Origin of the sequence: Phocoenobacter atlanticus subsp. cyclopteri (assembly GCF_018343795.1) — a bacterium.
GTDB classification, from domain to species: domain Bacteria; phylum Pseudomonadota; class Gammaproteobacteria; order Enterobacterales; family Pasteurellaceae; genus Phocoenobacter; species Phocoenobacter atlanticus.
Genome location: NZ_CP074346.1, coordinates 1,080,755 through 1,100,098, shown reverse-complemented (window position 1 = coordinate 1,100,098; position 19,344 = coordinate 1,080,755). Strand labels below are relative to the sequence as shown.

At 34.7% G+C, this 19,344-nt stretch carries 14 protein-coding genes; 10 read left to right on the top strand and 4 right to left on the bottom strand.

Annotated features, from left to right (window positions below):
- The first annotated feature begins 64 nt into the window (after nucleotides 1-64).
- The 9 genes from ispC to lpxA all read left to right on the top strand — a co-directional run bounded on the left by ispC (nucleotide 65) and on the right by lpxA (nucleotide 9,751).
- Nucleotides 65-1,255 carry a 1-deoxy-D-xylulose-5-phosphate reductoisomerase gene (gene ispC, locus KGI96_RS05225; RefSeq protein WP_213156576.1) on the top strand — a complete coding sequence of 397 codons (1,191 nt, stop codon included), beginning with the start codon at nucleotides 65-67 and terminating at the stop codon, nucleotides 1,253-1,255.
- Nucleotides 1,255-2,007, top strand: coding sequence for a polyprenyl diphosphate synthase (locus KGI96_RS05220; protein WP_211597977.1), 753 nt, complete (start codon nucleotides 1,255-1,257; stop codon nucleotides 2,005-2,007). Before ispC ends, KGI96_RS05220 begins: the two co-directional genes overlap by 1 nt.
- A gap of 21 nt (nucleotides 2,008-2,028) precedes the next feature.
- On the top strand, nucleotides 2,029-2,898 hold the full coding sequence (locus tag KGI96_RS05215; RefSeq protein ID WP_211597976.1) for a phosphatidate cytidylyltransferase: 870 nt from the start codon (nucleotides 2,029-2,031) through the stop codon (nucleotides 2,896-2,898).
- 17 nt (nucleotides 2,899-2,915) lie between these two features.
- Nucleotides 2,916-4,229, top strand: coding sequence for an RIP metalloprotease RseP (gene rseP, locus KGI96_RS05210; RefSeq protein ID WP_213156575.1), 1,314 nt, complete (start codon nucleotides 2,916-2,918; stop codon nucleotides 4,227-4,229).
- A gap of 56 nt (nucleotides 4,230-4,285) precedes the next feature.
- Nucleotides 4,286-6,670 (top strand): outer membrane protein assembly factor BamA, encoded by a 2,385-nt coding sequence (gene bamA / locus KGI96_RS05205; RefSeq protein WP_211597974.1) that lies wholly within the window; start codon nucleotides 4,286-4,288, stop codon nucleotides 6,668-6,670.
- An 88-nt stretch (nucleotides 6,671-6,758) separates the two neighbouring features.
- Entirely contained in the window at nucleotides 6,759-7,427 is a 669-nt protein-coding gene (locus KGI96_RS05200; protein ID WP_211597973.1) for an OmpH/Skp family outer membrane protein, read from the top strand.
- A gap of 13 nt (nucleotides 7,428-7,440) precedes the next feature.
- Nucleotides 7,441-8,481, top strand: coding sequence for a UDP-3-O-(3-hydroxymyristoyl)glucosamine N-acyltransferase (gene lpxD, locus KGI96_RS05195; RefSeq protein ID WP_211597972.1), 1,041 nt, complete (start codon nucleotides 7,441-7,443; stop codon nucleotides 8,479-8,481).
- 7 nt (nucleotides 8,482-8,488) lie between these two features.
- On the top strand, nucleotides 8,489-8,947 hold the full coding sequence (gene fabZ / locus KGI96_RS05190) for a 3-hydroxyacyl-ACP dehydratase FabZ (RefSeq protein WP_211597971.1): 459 nt from the start codon (nucleotides 8,489-8,491) through the stop codon (nucleotides 8,945-8,947).
- A gap of 9 nt (nucleotides 8,948-8,956) precedes the next feature.
- Nucleotides 8,957-9,751, top strand: a complete 795-nt coding sequence (lpxA, locus tag KGI96_RS05185) for an acyl-ACP--UDP-N-acetylglucosamine O-acyltransferase (RefSeq protein ID WP_211597970.1) — start codon at nucleotides 8,957-8,959, stop codon at nucleotides 9,749-9,751.
- A gap of 172 nt (nucleotides 9,752-9,923) precedes the next feature.
- Here the strand turns inward: lpxA and KGI96_RS05180 are convergent, their stop codons facing one another.
- The 4 genes from KGI96_RS05180 to sucA all read right to left on the bottom strand — a co-directional run bounded on the left by KGI96_RS05180 (nucleotide 9,924) and on the right by sucA (nucleotide 16,771).
- On the bottom strand, nucleotides 9,924-10,481 hold the full coding sequence (locus KGI96_RS05180) for a hypothetical protein (protein ID WP_211597969.1): 558 nt from the start codon (nucleotides 10,479-10,481) through the stop codon (nucleotides 9,924-9,926).
- Nucleotides 10,482-10,558: 77 nt separating this feature from the next.
- Nucleotides 10,559-12,079, bottom strand: a complete 1,521-nt coding sequence (locus tag KGI96_RS05175; RefSeq protein WP_211597968.1) for an alanine/glycine:cation symporter family protein — start codon at nucleotides 12,077-12,079, stop codon at nucleotides 10,559-10,561.
- Nucleotides 12,080-12,724: 645 nt separating this feature from the next.
- Nucleotides 12,725-13,933 (bottom strand): 2-oxoglutarate dehydrogenase complex dihydrolipoyllysine-residue succinyltransferase, encoded by a 1,209-nt coding sequence (gene odhB, locus KGI96_RS05170; RefSeq protein WP_211597967.1) that lies wholly within the window; start codon nucleotides 13,931-13,933, stop codon nucleotides 12,725-12,727.
- A 21-nt stretch (nucleotides 13,934-13,954) separates the two neighbouring features.
- Nucleotides 13,955-16,771, bottom strand: a complete 2,817-nt coding sequence (gene sucA, locus KGI96_RS05165; protein ID WP_211597994.1) for a 2-oxoglutarate dehydrogenase E1 component — start codon at nucleotides 16,769-16,771, stop codon at nucleotides 13,955-13,957.
- A 349-nt stretch (nucleotides 16,772-17,120) separates the two neighbouring features.
- Here sucA and KGI96_RS05160 point away from each other — a divergent pair, with 349 nt between their 5' ends.
- Nucleotides 17,121-19,313 (top strand): DNA internalization-related competence protein ComEC/Rec2, encoded by a 2,193-nt coding sequence (locus KGI96_RS05160; RefSeq protein ID WP_229577248.1) that lies wholly within the window; start codon nucleotides 17,121-17,123, stop codon nucleotides 19,311-19,313.
- Nucleotides 19,314-19,344 lie beyond the last annotated feature (31 nt).

Sequence of the window (19,344 nt, the reverse complement as noted above, 5' to 3'; positions counted from 1 at the left end):
TGCAATTTTTTAAATTTTTGCAAATTTTATATAAAATCTTACCGCTTAATTTATATTTACTATTATGAAAAAAATCACTATTTTAGGTTCAACAGGTTCAATCGGAAAAAGTACCCTTTCTGTGATTGAACGTAACCCAGAGCGTTATCAAATTTTTGCACTCGTTGGGGGCAGAAATGTTGAGTTAATGTTTCAACAATGCTTAAAATTCCAACCTCAATTTGTCGCCTTAGACGATGAAAATGCCGCTCAACAATTAAAAATCGCTTTGCAATCTCATTCAATTAAAACCGAAGTATTAGCGGGTAGCCAAGCGATTTGTGAATTGTCGGCTCATGCTGATGAGGATATGGTAATGGCGGCGATTGTTGGGGCGGCAGGCTTATTGCCAACCCTTGCTGCGGTAAAAGCAGGTAAGAAAGTACTGTTAGCGAACAAAGAGTCGTTAGTGACTTGTGGGCAGATTTTTATTGATGAAGCGAAAAAATCGGGGGCAAAGTTGTTGCCTGTGGATAGTGAACATAATGCGATTTTTCAATCTTTACCGCCACAAGCACAAAATCAAATCGGATTTTGTCCGTTGGCAGAATTAGGGATCAGTAAAATTGTTTTAACGGGATCGGGTGGTCCATTTAGAACTAAGCCGTTAAGTGAGTTTTCAAGTATTACGCCTGCTCAGGCTGTCGCACACCCAAACTGGTCTATGGGGCAAAAAATCTCCGTTGATTCAGCGACGATGATGAATAAAGGCTTGGAATATATTGAAGCACGTTGGTTATTTAATGCCAGCGAAGAGGAGATGGAAATTATTATCCACCCACAATCCATTATTCACTCAATGGTGCGTTATATTGACGGCAGTGTGATTGCTCAAATGGGAAATCCTGATATGCGAACCCCGATTGCTCATACAATGGCGTATCCAGAGCGTATCTATTCTAACGTTGAACCGTTGGACTTTTTCAAACTCAAAGAATTAACCTTTATTGAGCCAGATTTCGCTCGTTATCCAAACTTAAAATTAGCTATTGATGCATTTAGAGAAGGGCAGTATGCGACAACAGCAATGAATGCAGCGAATGAAATTGCAGTTGCTTCGTTCTTGAATAATCAAATTCGTTTTACGGATATTGAACAGGTTAATCGCTCAGTCGTAGAAAATATTGCACCAGTAAAGATTACTGAAATTGCGGACGTATTACATATAGATAAGTTAGCGAGAGAGCTAGCACAACAACAGATATTACAAATATAATGAATGAATTAGACATACGTTTTGATTTAGACATACGTTTTGATTTAGACAGAATGCCACAACACGTTGCTATTATTATGGACGGCAATGGACGTTGGGCAAAACAGCAGGGTAAACTGCGAGTTTTTGGTCATCAAAATGCGATGAAAGCGGTCAGATCTGCGGTAAATTTTGCCGCTCGTCATCAAATTAAGGTGCTGACACTTTATGCGTTTAGTAGCGAGAATTGGTGTCGCCCACAAGATGAAGTGTCGGCGTTGATGTCACTTTTTATGAAAGCGTTAAACAGTGAAGTAAAAAAATTACATAAAAATAATATCTGTTTAAAAGTGATCGGCGATACATCGGCATTTAGTGATGAGTTACAACAAAAAATTATTGAATCAGAGAAATTAACCCAAAATAATGATGGTTTAATTCTTAATATTGCCGCAAATTATGGCGGAATGTGGGATATCACACAGGCGACAAAAAAATTAGCGTTACAAGTAAAATTGGGCGAGATTGCCCTAAATGAAATTACTGAACAACAGCTACAACAGAATTTAATTACAGCAGAGCAACCACAGGTAGATCTCTTGATCCGAACCAGTGGCGAGCAACGAATTAGTAATTTTCTATTGTGGCAAATTGCTTATGCGGAGCTGTTTTTTACCCCTGTATTATGGCCTGATTTTAACGATGAAATTTTTGCACAAGCGATAATGGCTTACCAACAGCGTGAACGCCGTTTTGGTGGTTGTGAATCGTGAACAACAAAATAAGGAAACAAAATGCTTAAACAACGAATACTCTCTGCTCTGATTATGATCCCATTGGCGTTATTGGGATTATTTTTTCTTTCGCCACTTCCTTTCTTTCTAGCGATATCAGTTTTAGTGGTATTAGGAATGTGGGAATGGGCACAATTTGCAGGCATTAAACGCTCTATCGGACGAATAATTGTTGCCTTAGTTACTTTGGGGATTTTATTATTTCCGATAATGGCGGGCACTTATTCCATTAAAAAAGCAGATTTTCTTAATGATGTTACCACGCCATTGTTATTTGTTGGGGTAATTTGGTGGTTAGTAGCGTTGTTTTTAGTGATCGGTTACCCAAAAACAGGCAAGTTTTGGGCAAAATCCATCAGTGCTAAATTTATTTTTGGCTTTTTGACCTTAGTCCCATTTTTAATCGCAATGCCAGCACTACGTTTTTATCACTACCATTCAAATCCTTATCAAGGGGCATTTTTATTACTTTATGTATTAGTGCTTGTTTGGTCGGCAGATTCAGGAGCGTATTTCTTTGGACGAGCATTGGGTAAACATAAATTAGCCCCAAAAGTATCACCAGGTAAATCGATTGAAGGGGCGATAGGTGGTTTAGTGACTGCTGGGGTGGTGTCATTTATCTTCTTGCAAGTGAATCCAAGTGATATGTTAAGTGCTAAATTAAATATGGCTGCCTTTATTGTGGTTTCTATCCTGACCGTTGCGATCTCAATTTTAGGGGATTTAACGGAAAGTATGTTTAAGCGTCAAGCGGGTGTGAAAGACAGCAGTAATTTAATTCCGGGACACGGTGGGATTTTAGATCGTATTGATAGCCTAACGGCGGCAGTGCCTTTCTTTGCCGTGGCATTTTTGTTCTTTTTATAGGATTTAGTAGGTAAATTGTGACAGCGACATTGTCTTTTCTATTTTTAATCTGTGTGTTAGTGACGGTACACGAGTATGGTCACTTTGCCGTTGCTCGTGCCTGTGGCGTGAGAGTGTTACGTTTTTCTATCGGTTTTGGAAAAGTGTTGTGGAAAAGAACCGATAAAAAAGGTACAGAGTGGGTAATTTCGTTAATTCCACTTGGCGGTTATGTCAAAATGCTTAATGATGAACAAGGCTTTGCGGATAGTGAGCGTTATGATAGCAAAGTCGTTTGGCAGAGAATGTTGATTATTTTAGCTGGACCTGTTGCCAACTTTATTTTTGCCATTTTTGCTTATTGGGCAGTATTTGTTTCTGGTGTGCCAACACTAAAACCAGTGGTCGGAGAAGTGGTACCAAACAGCATTGTAGCAATGGCGAAGATACCGACAGAATTTGAATTTACACAAATTGATGGTAGAAATGTACAAGATTGGGAAGAAGTGGCATTAGCTTTTATTGGTAATGTGGGTTCAGAAAAGGTAGGAGTTACAGGGCATTTGATTGATAGCCAATATCCGCAATCTTTTCAGTTGGATTTATCACAATGGCAATTTAATGGCAATAAAGAGAATCCATTGGCGGCATTGGGAATTATTCCAAAAAGAGCCATTGTTGAACCAATAATTAAAACGGTAGTCAAAGATTCGGTTGCTGAAAAAGTAGGTTTACAGGCGAAAGATATAATACGTAAGGTAAACCAAGTTCCCTTTGATTGGCATCATTTGATTGAAGTCGTTCAAACAGGAAAACAATTACAATTAGAAATTAAACGTGATACAGAAATACTGACGTTCAATTTGTTACCTCAACAAGCAAAAGAAATTAAAAGATATGTTATTGGTATTATTCCACAGTATCAACCACTAGCAGAAAAGTATCGTGTTGTGCTAGAATATGGTATTCTTGAAGCCTTTGAAAAAGGTGTTGAAAAAGTGACTTCACTTATTCATACGGTGTTTCAATTTATAGCAAATTTAATAACAGGTAATCTCTCAATAAAGAATATGGGAGGACCTATTTCAATGGCCAAGGGAGCGGTTGCAAGTGCAGAAGTAGGTTTTATTTATTATCTTAGCTTTATGGCATTGATTAGTGTAAATTTAGGTGTAATGAATTTATTTCCTCTTTTGCCTCTTGATGGTGGACAATTTATTTTGTTAAGTGTTGAAGCGATTCGAGGAAAAGCCACGTCAAAAAATTTACAAGAGCGATTTCAGAAGTTAGGAATGATATTTGTAATAGGATTAATGGTTTTTGCTTTGTTTAATGATTTAATTCATTTTTAATTAAATAAAGCGATAACTTTAGATAAATATTTTATAAAATACATAGGAATTTTTTAATGAAAAAATTATTACTTTCAAGTCTTTTGTTAGCAAATGGTGTAATTGCCTCACCTTTTGTTGTAAAAGATATACGTATTGATGGAGTTTCTCCTGAAATTCAACGTTCAATTCTTTCAAAATTGCCTGTAAGAGTTGGGCAAAGAGTAACGGATAGAGATCTTACTAATGTTGTTCAGCAATTATATATTCAACAACGTTTTGATGATGTAATCGCAAAACGAGAAGGTGATGCTTTAGTGATCGAAGTGGTTGAGAAACCATTTATTGCTGATATAGAAATAGTGGGAAATAAGATTATTCCAACAAAAGCACTAAAAGAAAACTTGAAAGCAAATTTAATTGTTAAGGGTGAAATTTATAATGCTCAAAAATTAAAATCTTTTAAAGACGGATTACTTGAACACTATTACTCTGTCGGTCGCTATAATGCAATAGTTAATACCATTGTTCAGCGATTAGATAATGGTCAAGTAAAAATTAAGTTAGATATTAAAGAAGATGATGTCACTTATGTTAAACAAATTCATTTTGAAGGAAATAAAGCGTTTGATGAAGATGATTTAATTAAAATATTGGATATTCAACCAAATGTTTCTTGGTGGAATATTTTTGAAAGTAGTAAATATGAACAGCAAGTCTTTAAAAAAGACTTAGATACGTTACGTAATTTTTATTTAAATCGTGGTTATGTAAAATTCGCAGTTAATAATGTAAAGACTGATTTTAATGATAATAAAAAAGAAGTTAAATTAACATATGAAATTAATGAAGGTAAACAGTATAAAGTCAGTAAAGTTCGTGTGATTGGCGATACGGCAAACTTAGATAATGAATTAAATAAAATTTTAAAAGAATATAAAACGGGTGATATTTTCCGAGCAAAAGATATTGATGCACTAAAAACTAAACTAGAATATCGTTTAGGCGAAGATGGTTATGGTTCAGCAAAAATACAGATGTCTTTTTCTTTTGATGAAGAAAATAATACCGTTGCTATTTCTTATATCGTAGAAGCAGGAAAACGAATTTATGTTCGTCGTGTTCGTTTTGAAGGAAATAATGTGACAGCTGATTCAACTTTACGTCGTGAAATGCGTCAGCAAGAGGGAGCTTGGTTATCAACCAGTGCTATTGCAACAGGAAAGGCTCGTTTAGAGCGTACAGGTTTTTATGAAACTGTAGAAATGAAGACAGTAAATGTACCAAATACGACAGATCAGGTGGATGTAGTGTACACCATTACAGAGCGTAATACTGGAAGTGTTAATTTCAGTATTGGCTATGGTACTGGTAGTGGTTTTACTTACCAAGCAGGAATTAAACAGAAAAATTTCTTAGGTATGGGATCAACAATTAGCTTAGATGGTACACGTAATGATTATAGTACAACATTACGATTTGGTTATGAAGAACCTTACTTCACGAAAGATGGGGTAAGTTTAGGGGGAGATGTTTATTATAGTAAGTATGACTATTCTAAAAATGGTTCATCTTCAGGCTACAAAAGAACAACTTTAGGAATTGATGGTACTTTAGGATTTCCAGTTGATGAATATAATAGTTACTATTTAGGTCTTGGTGCAACTAAGGATAAAATCAATAATGTTGATCGTGAATTTACACGTGAAAAATATGTAAAAGCGATGGATATTAAAATACCAAATGGTGTTGAAAAATATGCAAAAATTAAAACAACAGATTTTAACTTTAGTTTTGGCTGGAATTATAATAGTTTAGATCGAGGTTTTATGCCAACTGAAGGCTTGCAAGCAAGTTTCGGTGGTAATGTAACTATTCCTGGATCAGATAATAAGTACTATAAATTAAATACTAAATTTGCACATTATTATCCATTAAATAGAGAACATAGTTGGGTAATTAGCTCTCGTTTAAAACTTGGTTATGCGAGTGGTATTAGTGGTAAGGAAATTCCATTTTTCCAAACATATAGCTCAGGAGGAATAGGTTCTGTTCGAGGTTTCTCTTATAGTTCAATTGGTCCTAATGCCATTTACTTAGGAAAAGCAACGGGTGAATTTGATCAATTATCTAATGATATCATTGGTGGTAATGCAATGGCAGTGGCGAATTTAGAACTAATTATGCCAACGCCATTTGTGGCACAGAAATATCAGCATAGAGTAAGAACGGCATTGTTTGTAGATGCTGGAACCGTTTGGAATACCAAGTGGGACGCTAAAAAATTCAATAAAAATGTTCCAGACTATGGAGATTACAAACGTTTTAGAGCGGCGGCAGGAATCGGATTACAATGGAATTCACCAATTGGACCATTATTGTTATCTTATTCAAAACCGTTACGCAAGTATAAAAATGATGATGTAGAGCAATTCCAATTTAGTATTGGTGGCTCGTTCTAAATTTAGTGGGAGGTAAGACTTGTAGATTTTGAATATGATCTTACCGCTTCTAATGTTAAATTAAATTTAATTATATAAGGAACTATTTATGAAAAAAGTATTTAAAATCGCTACCCTTGTAGCAAGTTTAGCCATTGTAGTAAATACAGCAAATGCTAAAGATAAAATTGGTTTTGTTACACCACAGTTTGTTATTCAAAACCATCCACTATTTGCAGAATCTTCTGATTTCTCGAAAAAAGTACAACAGGAAAGAAAGGCTCTTGAAATTGAAGAGCAGAGATTAGCTGAAGAGGAAAAATCATTGGTTGTTCAAGCAAAGGAACTAAAGGAAGAGGAAGATAAAGTTGTTGAACAAATAAAAGCTAAAAGAGAGGCATTGAGTAAACAAGCGCCAAAACTTCGTAGTAAAGAGATTAAAAAACGTCAAGAAGCGATTGTCACATTAGCCAATGCATTTGAAAAGAAAGCTCAAGCGTTTAATAAAAAAGAGATAGCATTTAGAGAAAAAGTTGTTAATTATCGTAAAAAATCAGAAAAAGTGGGTCAAACGCTAGCAATGGAAGAAGCTAAAGTTCGTAGTCAAATTATTAAACAAATTGATGGTAAGATTAAAGAAATAGCTGAAGACAAAGGTTATACAATAATTTTAAATGCAAATTCGGTTGTGTTTGCTTCTGAAAAAGAAAATAATTTGGATGAAGAAGTTCTTAAAGCAGTAGGCGGAACAATGCCTGAATTACCAGCTAAAAAGTAACAATGAGTAATTGATGGAAAAATTTCTTTTAGGTTATTTAACCAATCAAATCGGTGGTTCTCTTCGGGGAAACGCCGATTTGGTGATCTCAGGTATTGCCCCTTTTAAAAGTGCAAAGAAAGAGCATATTACTTTTATTTCAAACCCTAAATTTCGTACTCAGTTAAAAGAAAGTCAAGCTGGTGCAATTATTGTTAGCCGAAATGATGTTGAATTTTGCTCAGAAAGTCAGAATTTAATTATAGTTGAAGATCCTTATATTGCCTATGCATTATTAGCACAATGTATGGATACAACACCAAAATCAGCTTATAGCATTGAACCTAGTGCAGTAATTGCATCCAATGTTGTTTTAGGTGAAAACGTTTCAATTGGTGCAAATGCCGTTATTGAAGAAGGTGTAACACTTGGAGATGGTGTAATTATTGGTGCTGGTTGTTTTATTGGTAAACATACTCAAATTGGTAAAAATACTCAACTGTGGGCAAATGTGTCGGTTTATCATAATGTTCAAATTGGTGAAAATTGTCTAATACAGTCTGCTACGGTAATTGGTAGTGATGGCTTTGGTTATGCAAATAGTAAAGGTAAATGGATTAAAATTCCACAAACAGGTGGTGTAATTATTGGAAATAATGTTGAAATAGGTGCTTGTACTTGTATTGATCGAGGAGCATTAGATTCAACAGTAATTGAAGATAATGTTATTATTGATAACCTATGCCAGATCGCCCATAATGTACACATTGGTACAGGTACTGCAATTGCAGGCGGTGTGATAATGGCAGGAAGTTTAAAAGTAGGACGTTACTGCTTAATTGGTGGGGCAAGTGCTATTAATGGGCATATGGAGATCTGTGATGGTGTGACTATTACGGGTATGAGTATGGTTATTCGCTCAATCACTGAGAAAGGAACTTACTCATCTGGTATGCCAGTACAACCAAATACACAATGGCGAAAAACAGCTACTTTAATGATGAATATTGATGGAATAAATAAACGTCTGAAAAGTATTGAAAAACAAAAATTAAGTATTGAAGAGGACAATTGAGTTGGATATGGAACAACAAAGTAGAGAGTCTAGAATTATTGAAACAACAGAGATAATGGAACTTCTACCACATCGTTACCCTTTTTTATTGGTTGATAGAGTTATTGATTTTGAAGAAGGAAAATGGATTAAAGCAATAAAAAATGTGACGGCGAATGAACCTTGTTTTACAGGTCATTTTCCTAAACAACCTATTTTTCCAGGTGTGTTAATTATGGAGTCTCTTGCTCAAGCAATGGGAATTTTAGCATTTAAAACACACCAATTAGAAGGTGGTGAAATATTTTATTTTGCAGGAATTAATAATGCTCGTTTTAAAAAACCAGTATTGCCTGGAGATCAAATGAAATTACAGGTTAACATTTTAAAAGAAATGCGAGGAGTAATTCGTTTTACTGGTACTGTAACCGTTGAAGGAAAAACAGTCTGTGAAGCAGAATTAATGTGTGCTCGTCGTCAATCCTAAGGAGTATTTATGCAATTAATTCATCGTACGGCTAAAATTAGTCCATTGGCTATTATTGAAGAAGGTGCAATAATTGGAGAAAGCGTCGAAATTGGTGCATATACAATCATTGGTAAGAATGTAGAGATTAGAGCAAGAACTAAAATTCATTCTCATGTCATTATTAATGGTCATACTCAGATTGGTAAAGAAAATGAAATTTATCAATTTGCAACAATAGGTGAGAAAAATCAAGACCTTAAATATAAAGATGAACCCACTAGAACAATCATTGGTGATCGTAATCGTATTCGTGAAAGTGTGACTATTCATAGAGGTACTGTACAAGGTGGTGGAGTGACTAAGATTGGTGATGATAATTTATTAATGATCAATACTCATATAGCGCATGATTGTCAAATTGGAAATCGTTGTATTCTTGCAAATAATGCTACTCTTGGTGGGCACGTAACTCTTAATGATTTTGTTATTGTAGGTGGAATGTCAGCAATACATCAATTTGTTGTGATTGGTTCACACGTAATGCTTGGTGGTGGCTCTATTGTCGTGCAGGATATTCCTCCTTACGTAATAGCTCAAGGAAATCATGCTCGTCCATTTGGAGTAAACCTTGAGGGATTAAAACGTCGAGGTTTTGAAAAAGCAACAATGCACGCAATTCGAAATGTGTACAAATTAATTTATCGTAGTGGAAAAACAATAGAAGAAGTACAACAAGATATTGAACATTACGCTAAAACAGAAGCTGCAATTAGCTTATTTTTAGATTTCTTTAAAAACTCAACTCGTGGAATTATTCGATAATTTATATTTAAAATAGGGATAACGCCCAGAATTAAAGTGATTTAATTAACTAGGGACTCATTTTTAATAAAAACCTTAGAAGTTACGGTTAACTTTTGAGGTTTGGTCTGAATTTGCAAAAAACAAAAATAATGTAACCGCTTAGTGACTAAAATAATTTCTATTAAAAGGCTTATTGACTGAGAGTTGAATAATCTTTAATTGCAGAACTTGGTAATGCTAAAAAGTCTGCTAACATCTGCATATCTTTTCGCATTTGTTCTAGTCCATTATGATTCAAAATATTAATACGACGTCCACCTTTGGTGAGCATATTCATCTCATAGCAAACGTAACTCAGTTGTTGTTTTTGATTGATTTGTAGTCCTACAATATTTTCTAATTTAACGCATCGATATGGTTTTTTTGAAAAAACACCTATTTTCTTATCAAATTTAATTTTAGCAATATAATCGCTAGAGACGTAAAATCCCAGTATAATCAAACTTATACCGAAGAGCGTAATAAATAAAAAAAGATCAAGTTGTGAAGTGTAATAATAAATGATAGAAGCAATAACAAATAGCAATCCTCCTAAAACAAAGTAGAGCATTGAGTAGCCGATGGATTCTCTTGTAGGTTTGAAATAGAATAGCTCATCTTCAACGATAGCATAATGAGTACAAAATTTAGGACCATTTTTTAATAAATGCTTACTTAAGTTAATCTCGTGCTGAATTACTTTTTTCATACTATACCTCACTGATAAAAAATAAGCCTATCAAAGGATAGGCTCATTCTATAATAGTTGTGTTTTATTTGATAGAATTATTTATATTTTTTAATCTCACCAGATTTCACTCGAGCGACAAAAGATACAAATTCTTTTTTAACAATAGGCATTAAAAAGTAAAGACCAATGATGTTAAAGATAGACATTGCAAAAATTGCGGCATCAGAGAAGTCGATAACAAAACCAAACTTAACAGTTGCACCGATAACAACGAATAAACAGAAAACAATTTTATAAACCATTTCTTTATTCGCGCCTTCACCCACTAGGTAAGTCCAGCCTTTAAGACCATAGTAAGACCACGAAATCATAGTTGAGAATGCAAATAAGATAACAGCAACAGCTAATGGATATTTAAACCAATCTGCAGTATGAGTAAATGATTCAGCGGTTAATTGAACACCAGTTAAACCAGAACCATCAAATGGTGCTGTATTTTGTCCTGCAATAGTGATAACTAAAGCAGTCATTGTACAGATAACAACAGTATCAATTAATGGTTCAAGTAATGAAACTAATCCTTCTGTAATAGGTTCATCTGTTTTAACTGCTGAGTGAGCAATTGCCGCTGAACCAACTCCTGCTTCATTAGAGAATGTCGCACGTTTTAAACCTTGAATTAATGCACCGATAAAACCACCAGTTACACCATCCGCTGAGAATGCACCATCAATAATAGATGAGAAAGCAGGACCAATATGATCGACGTTTGAGCCAATAACAAAAAGAGACATCGCGATATATAAAAATGCCATCCAAGGTACAAGCTTTTCAGTTACTGAAGAAATTGATGGCATACCACCGAAGATAACAGAGAATGTAAGAGCAGCTAAAATAATACCGGTTACTACACCATATTCAGCAGGAACACCAAAGGCATAATTTAACATTGCGTGTGCTTGGTTTGCTTGGAACATATTACCGCCACCTAACGAACCTAAGATAACCATAATAGCAAAACCAACAGCAAGGAATTTACCTAAACCACCAAAACCACGTTCTTTTAAGCCTTGGCTTAAGTAGTACATTGGACCGCCAGAAACTACACCTGAAGGTAAAATAGTACGGTATTTAACCCCAAGAGTACATTCCACAAATTTAGAAGCCATTCCTAAAAGACCTACTATAATCATCCAAAATGTTGCACCTGGTCCACCAATAGCAAGAGCAGCACCCACCCCCGCAATATTACCTAAACCAACCGTTCCAGAGAGAGCTGTGGTTAATGCTTGAAAGTGACTAACTTCACCAGCTTCTTTTTTATCTGGATTCGTGTATTTACCACGTAAAATATCAATTGCTAAACCAAATTTACGAAATTGAACGAAGCCGAAATAGAAAGAAAAGATCAATGCTGCAACAAGTAACCAACCTGCGATTAATAAGAAACTTGTTCCATTAATATCTACTGAATAGAAGATGGTGCTAACAAAAGGACCAAAAATAGTAGCCATCGTACTATCAACATTATGACTTAATGTTGTAAGCCAAGATTCTGCACTAGCAGAAAGGGGAAGTAATAGCACTAAAAATGCCATCATTTTTTTAAAGTTCATATAAATCACTCCAAGTAATTAAAAAATAAACCTAGCAATCTACAATTGAATATTTATTATAAAATAGGGTAGAGCTAGTCGTATCAATGACAATTAAAGTAATGTTTTTCAATGAATTAGATTAAATAAAATTATTAAAATTTTAAAATTCATATTTTTATTCTATATAGCTCGATTTATTTTGCAACTATTTTTTAACTTTTTTTGTTTTTTCGTAACATTTCATTTTTTGTCATAATACTTTGAAATTTTGCTAAATATCATACTATTGATGTTTGGATTTGCGTCATATATTTTAAAAAGTAAAATTGGGGGGGAGGGATAATTTCAGGGCAAAATCATACTTGAATAAAAAATATACTTATTAGCAAAATAGCTATTTATTTGAATTTGAAAATAAACTTTATTTATAACATTTAAGTATAGAAAGACATTAATTAAACAGTTTTTGTTTAGCATTCAACCTTTTGAATAAGGTAAATAATGAACATATTGTAAGTTTACAAGTATGATCTTGCCCTGGGGATAATTTAACATTTAGAACAATAAATATTTACATTAGTGAAAATTGGAATTTGTTCATATAGACGAAAACCCAAGCACATCATTTGGAAAAACAATATGTGCTTAGGGTTTTTTAATAGGTTAAATATCTAACAATAATCTTGTTGGGTCTTCTAATAAATCTTTAATTGTAACTAAAAATCCAACAGATTCTTTACCATCAATTAAACGATGATCATAAGAAAGGGCAAGATACATCATTGGGCAGATAATAACTTCACCATTAACTGCTACTGGGCGATCTTTTATCGTATGCATTCCTAAAATGGCACTTTGAGGTGGATTGATAATAGGTGTGGACATCAGTGAACCAAATACACCACCATTAGTAATGGTAAACGTCCCCCCTGTTAAATCTTCAACAGTTAATTTACCATCACGTCCTTTAATGGCTAGTGCTTTAATCGTTTTTTCAATCTCTGCCATACTTAGCTTATCACAATCACGTAATACAGGTGTAACCAAGCCTCTTGGGGTTGAAACTGCGATACTAATATCAAAATAGTTATGATAAATTACGTCATCTCCGTCAATAGATGCATTGATTTCAGGGTAGCGTTTTAATGCTTCAACCACTGCTTTAATATAAAATGACATAAAACCTAAGCGAACATTATGTTGTTTTTCAAAAGCATCCCCATAGGTTTTACGTAAATTCATAATAGGTTGCATATTTACTTCATTAAAAGTAGTAAGCATCGCGGTGGTATTTTTTGCTTCCAATAAACGCTCTGCAATACGTTTACGTAAACGAGTCATTGGAACACGTTTTTCATTACGATTTGTGTCAACAGAGAAATGCGTTTCTGGTTTTACTGGTTTATTTTTTGTTTTGATAACTGCTTCAACATCTTGACGAGAAATTCGCCCACCTACACCAGAACCTGTAATTTCATCAGCATTTAAGTCGTGCTCGGCTAATAAACGACGAATTGCCGGTCCCTGAGCATTGGCTAAATGATTGTCGTGTTCAATGGCTGCAGTACGACGATCCAATGGCGTGGCTTCATTTTTATCGACTGTTGCTGTTGTTATTTTACCATCATTATCTTGTATCGTACTTAGTTTTCCAAGAAGTTGCTTGCTGGTTACTGTTGCGCCTTCCTGTTGAAGAATTTCTTCAAGTATTCCCTCTTTTTCAGCAGGGACTTCAAGTACCACTTTATCTGTTTCAATTTCAACAAGAATATCATCTCGCTGAACCTTATCTCCTACTTTTTTATGCCAAGTAGCAACCATTGCGTCTGCAACAGATTCTGGTAAATCAGGAGTAAGAATTTCAATAGTCATAATATTTTCCTTTTCTTTCTTTTAAAGAGTTAATGCATCATCAACGAGTTGCTGCTGTTGTTGTGTATGTAGAGCCATACTTCCGACTGCGGGTGATGCAGACGCTTCTCGTCCTGCATAACGTAACGTTGATTTTGGAGGAATAGACTCTGTAAAATGATGATTGCTTGAGTACCACGCCCCTTGATTTTGAGGTTCTTCTTGACACCATACATAATCTTTTATGTGTTTATAGCGTTTGAGAATATGCAGCACATCTTCAAGTGGGTAAGGGTAAAGTTGTTCAATACGAATAATTGCCACATCATTTTGTTTGTTTTTACGGCGTTGTTCGAGTAAGTCATAATAAACTTTACCCGAGCAAAGTATCACTCGTTTTATGTCTTTAGGATTGAGATCATCAATTTCATCAATCACATTTTGGAATGTACCGTGAATTAATTCTTCTTGTTTCGACACCGCAAGTGGGTGGCGAAGCAATGATTTTGGCGATAACACAATCAATGGACGACGCATTTTACGAATGGCTTGGCGACGTAGCATATGATAAACCTGTGCAGGAGTAGAAGGGATACACACCTGCATATTGTGTTGAGCACAAAGCTGTAAATAACGTTCTAAACGAGCTGAAGAGTGTTCAGGTCCTTGTCCTTCGTAACCGTGAGGGAGTAGCATTACTAAACCACACATACGTCCCCATTTTTGTTCACCAGAACTAATAAATTGGTCAATAACGATTTGAGCACCATTTGCAAAATCACCAAATTGGGCTTCCCAAATAGTAAGGGTTTTTGGTAATGTGATTGCATAACCATATTCAAACGCCAATACCGCTTCTTCAGAAAGTACTGAATCCCAGACTTCAAAATGTCCTTGACTAGAATGAAGATTAACTAATGGAATATAGCCTGTACCATCTTTTTGATTATGAATAACACTGTGTCGGTGGAAGAATGTGCCACGTCCTGCATCTTCTCCAGATAGGCGAATATGCGTACCATCATCTAATAAAGTCGCATAAGCCATTATTTCAGCCATACCCCAATCAAATAACTTTTCACCTTTTGCCATTGCTTGGCGATCTTGATAGATTTTGGCAACACGAGATTGCGGAACAACGCTTTCTGGATAGCTAGCAACACGTTTTGCAAGGCTGATAAATCGCTCTTGATCAAATTTACTTTCATAAGGATCTGTCCATTCGTGGTTAAGGTAGGAGACCCAATCCGCTTTTGTTTTATCCATTTTACGCCACTCAGGAACAACACATTCACCATTATCCAAGGCATCACGATAGAGATTGATTATTTCGGTCACTTGTTCTTCTGTAACAATCCCTTCTGCAATTAAACGATCGGCATAAATTTTACGAGGAGTTGGATGTTTTTTGATAATGCTATACATTATTGGCTGTGTAGCCATTGGTTCATCGGCTTCATTGTGACCGTGACGACGATAAGAAATCAACTCAATAAAAATATCACGTTTAAATAAAGCACGATATTCTACTGCCATTTGGGCTGCAAACGCTACTGCTTCAGGATCATCACCATTAACGTGAATAATCGGTGCTTGCACCATTTTTGCTATATCAGTGCAAAATTCGGTTGAACGAGTATCAAGAGGGTTAGAGGTAGTGAAACCGATCTGATTATTAATGACAATACGAATGGCACCTCCCACGCTATAACCACGAGCGTGAGACATATTCAATGTCTCTTGTACTATACCTTGTCCTGCAATGGCTGAATCACCGTGAACAGTGACGGCTAATACTTTATTGTGTTTAGTATCATTTTTACGAATTTGTCTCGCTCGAGTTGAACCAATAACCACTGGATTTACAATTTCTAAATGAGAAGGATTAAAAGCAAGAACAAGATGCATTAGTTTATCGTCTGCGGCAAAATAAGAAGAAAAACCTTGATGATATTTTACATCCCCAGTTCTATCGCCAGAATGTTTACCTGAAAATTCATCAAAAAGTTCAGTCGGTTTTTTTCCTAGTACATTGACTAGCATATTTAAACGTCCACGATGTGCCATTCCCATCGTGACATCAGACATTCCTTGACGACTAGCGTGACGAATAATCTCTTTCATCATTGGAATAAACGCATCGCTTCCTTCTAGAGAAAAGCGTTTAGCACCAGGGAATTTTGCCCCGATATAACGTTCTAATCCATCAGCGGCAGTTAATTCTTCTAAAAATTTGATACGTTGTTGAGGAGAGAAAAGGGGTTTATTTAATAGACTTTCTATTTTTTTTTGTAACCATATTTTTTGTTCTTGATCTTGTACGTGCATAAATTCAAGCCCAATAGTACCACAATAAGTCTCTTTTAATTTTTTATCTAATTCACGTAATGTAATGGTTTCTTGATTATAAACGTAACGATTAATCGTAAAGGTTTCATCTAAATCGGATTCACTAAAGCCGTGAAAACGATAGTCTAATTCAGGCACTTGTGATGTTTTCCAACGGTAATAATTGAGTGGGTCTAAATTGGCTTCCAAATAACCACGAAAACGGTGAGCATTAATAAATTGTAATATTTTAACTAATTTTGCACTTGCATCAGGAGCAATAGCTGTTGTGCCACTTAGATGGCTAGTTTTTGCTAAATGACGAAAATAATCTCTCACACAAGAGTGTGCTTGTTCTATTTTTTGAGATTGAGGTAAGGCATCAAAGATACCACGCCAGCTTTCTTCTACCGAAGTAGGATCATCGAGATATTGTTCATAAATATCTTCAATATAAGATTGGCTTGCTCCATTAAGTGCTGAAGATGCCAGCCACTCTTCAAAATTTGTATGAGTTGTATTATTTGCCATATAACTTGTACCTGATTTTAAGCTTTTTAGTGCCATATATTATGCCTTAAACTTAATTAAAAAACTTAAATTATTACAAAAAATACATTTTTTTAACAAAGCAAAAACAAAATTTGTGATCTAGATCGATAAATTTTAAGTAATGTTTAGCTAAATTCATCAAGTAATCGCATTCTACGATCCAATATATGGTTATTAAAATAGAAATTTAGCAATGAATTTAGACCGATTTTGTATTTTATTTTGTTTTTTATTATTAAGTATTTTCTGGTTTCCCTTAGATTATTTTTATTGGGCGATTTGGGGGAGTAGTTTAGGTGCAATAATTGTCTTTAGCATTAGAAAAAGAATGTGGGGGGTATTTTTTATTATACTCTCAGTGAGTTTTTATCAAGTACAACAAATTGCAAAAAATGCTCAAAATGTCACCGCTTATCAAACGACGGAGAACATTAAGATCATTCAAATTTTGCATCAGATAGGCTATCAAACAGCAATTGCTCAATTGGAAAATGGCATAAAATTATATTTAAAATGGCAAACGGATACGCCCTTAGAATTAGAAAGAAGTTACCAAGCAAATTTAAAAATCCGTCCTATTTCAAGTCGCTTAAACACTGGAAATTTTAATCGTCAACAATGGCATTTTGCAAATAATATCAATGCAATAGCGACAGTCAAAAAAGCAAATTTAATACAAAAGTCACTTAATCATTTATCAACTCGAACACGATGGTTAGAGAGAGTGAAACAACAAACGGAGAAATTTGCGACACAAGGGTTGATATTAGCACTTAGCTTTGGTGAAAGAGCGTGGTTGAATAATCAAACGTGGCAACTTTTTAAGCAAACAGCAACGGCACATTTAATTGCCATTTCAGGTCTACATATTGGTTTAGTAATGTGGCTGGGATTTGGGTTAGCAAAATTGGGGCAGTATGTCATATTGTTGATTTTGAATAAAACAAGCGGTCACATTTTTATAAAATTTTGCAAAAAATTAGCATTATCTTACCGCTTGCCATTCTTATTGGGGTTATGTTGTGCCTTGGGATATGCTTTTTTAGCCAATTTTTCTACGCCTACGTTAAGAGCGTTACTTGCCATTAGTTTTGTTTTATGTTTCCAATTCGCTCGTCGTCATTACACGCCAATGCAATTTTGGTGGCGAATAGTGGTGGTGTTGTTAATTTGTAATCCGATCGCCTTATTATCCAGTAGCTTTTGGCTTTCTATCTTGGCAGTACTGTGTTTGATTATTTGGTATCGTTATTTCCCATTAAAAAAAATACTTGAGGTATTGCCTTTTAATGATAAATGGTTAAAGGCAAAAAGTGTTCGCTTTATCCTCAGGTTGTTACATTTACAAATCGGTATTTTATTACTTTTTGCACCTGTACAATTTTATTTTTTTGAAGGTTTATCGCCGTTTGGTTTTATTGCAAATCTAATTATTGTCCCTTTCTATAGTTTAATCATTATCCCTTTTATTTTGTTTTCACTGGTCACGGATAATCTTTTTGAGACTTGGCAAATCGTCGATGATTTATTGCAAATAAGCCTTGATTTATTAACCCCTCTTTCCCATTCTTGGTTTTTCTTAAGTCAATATCAACAATGGCAATATCTTACCGTGAATTTATTTATTCTACTTATTTTATACACTTGGTTAAATTATAAATTTAGACAATACTGGAAGCAGATTATTATTGCGACTGTGATATTTAATAGTCTATTTTATGCCTATTATTTCACAAAGCCACGAACACAATGGATTACCTTTGATGTAGGTCAGGGTTTAGCGAATGCCTTAGTATATCGACACGGTTTACAAACTAAAGCTGTATTATATGATACAGGAGTAAGTTGGGGCAGAGGAAAGGCACAAAATTCAATGGCAAAATTAGAAATTCTGCCTTATTTAAAACGCAATGGTATTAAAGTAGACGCTATATTCTTAAGTCACGATGATAAAGATCATTCAGGGGGAATAGTCGATATTTTAAAAGCTTATCCAAAAGCAAGGTTAATTTCATCAAGTAACAGAAAATATGCCAATCGGCAAACAGAGCCTTGTATTCAAGGAAAACAATGGCAATTTGGCAAGTTTCATTTACAAGTTTACTATCCTAAAGCGGTGACATTTAAAGCAAAAAATGCAAATTCTTGCGTAATTTTAGTGAAAATTCAAAACTTTAAAATTTTGCTAACGGGAGATATTACTCAAAATGAAGAACCTTATTTTTCACAAAAAATAGGTCGAGTTGATTTTTTACAAGTTCCACATCACGGCAGTAAAACCAGCACCAGTTATACTTTACTTAACTACACAAAACCTAAATTTGCAATGGTTTCAACAGGGCGTTGGAATATTTGGCATTTGCCGAATAAGAATATAATAAAACGATTAGAAAAGAGAAATATTAAAGTGTTAGATACTGCAAAAGTGGGAATGATTACAGTCAATTTTTATGATCAAAAATATAAAGTTAAAGTAGCGAGAGGAGAGAACAGTAGTTGGTATAATGATTTTTTTAGATAGAAAATGCAAGGCGATCCTTTATTTTATAAAA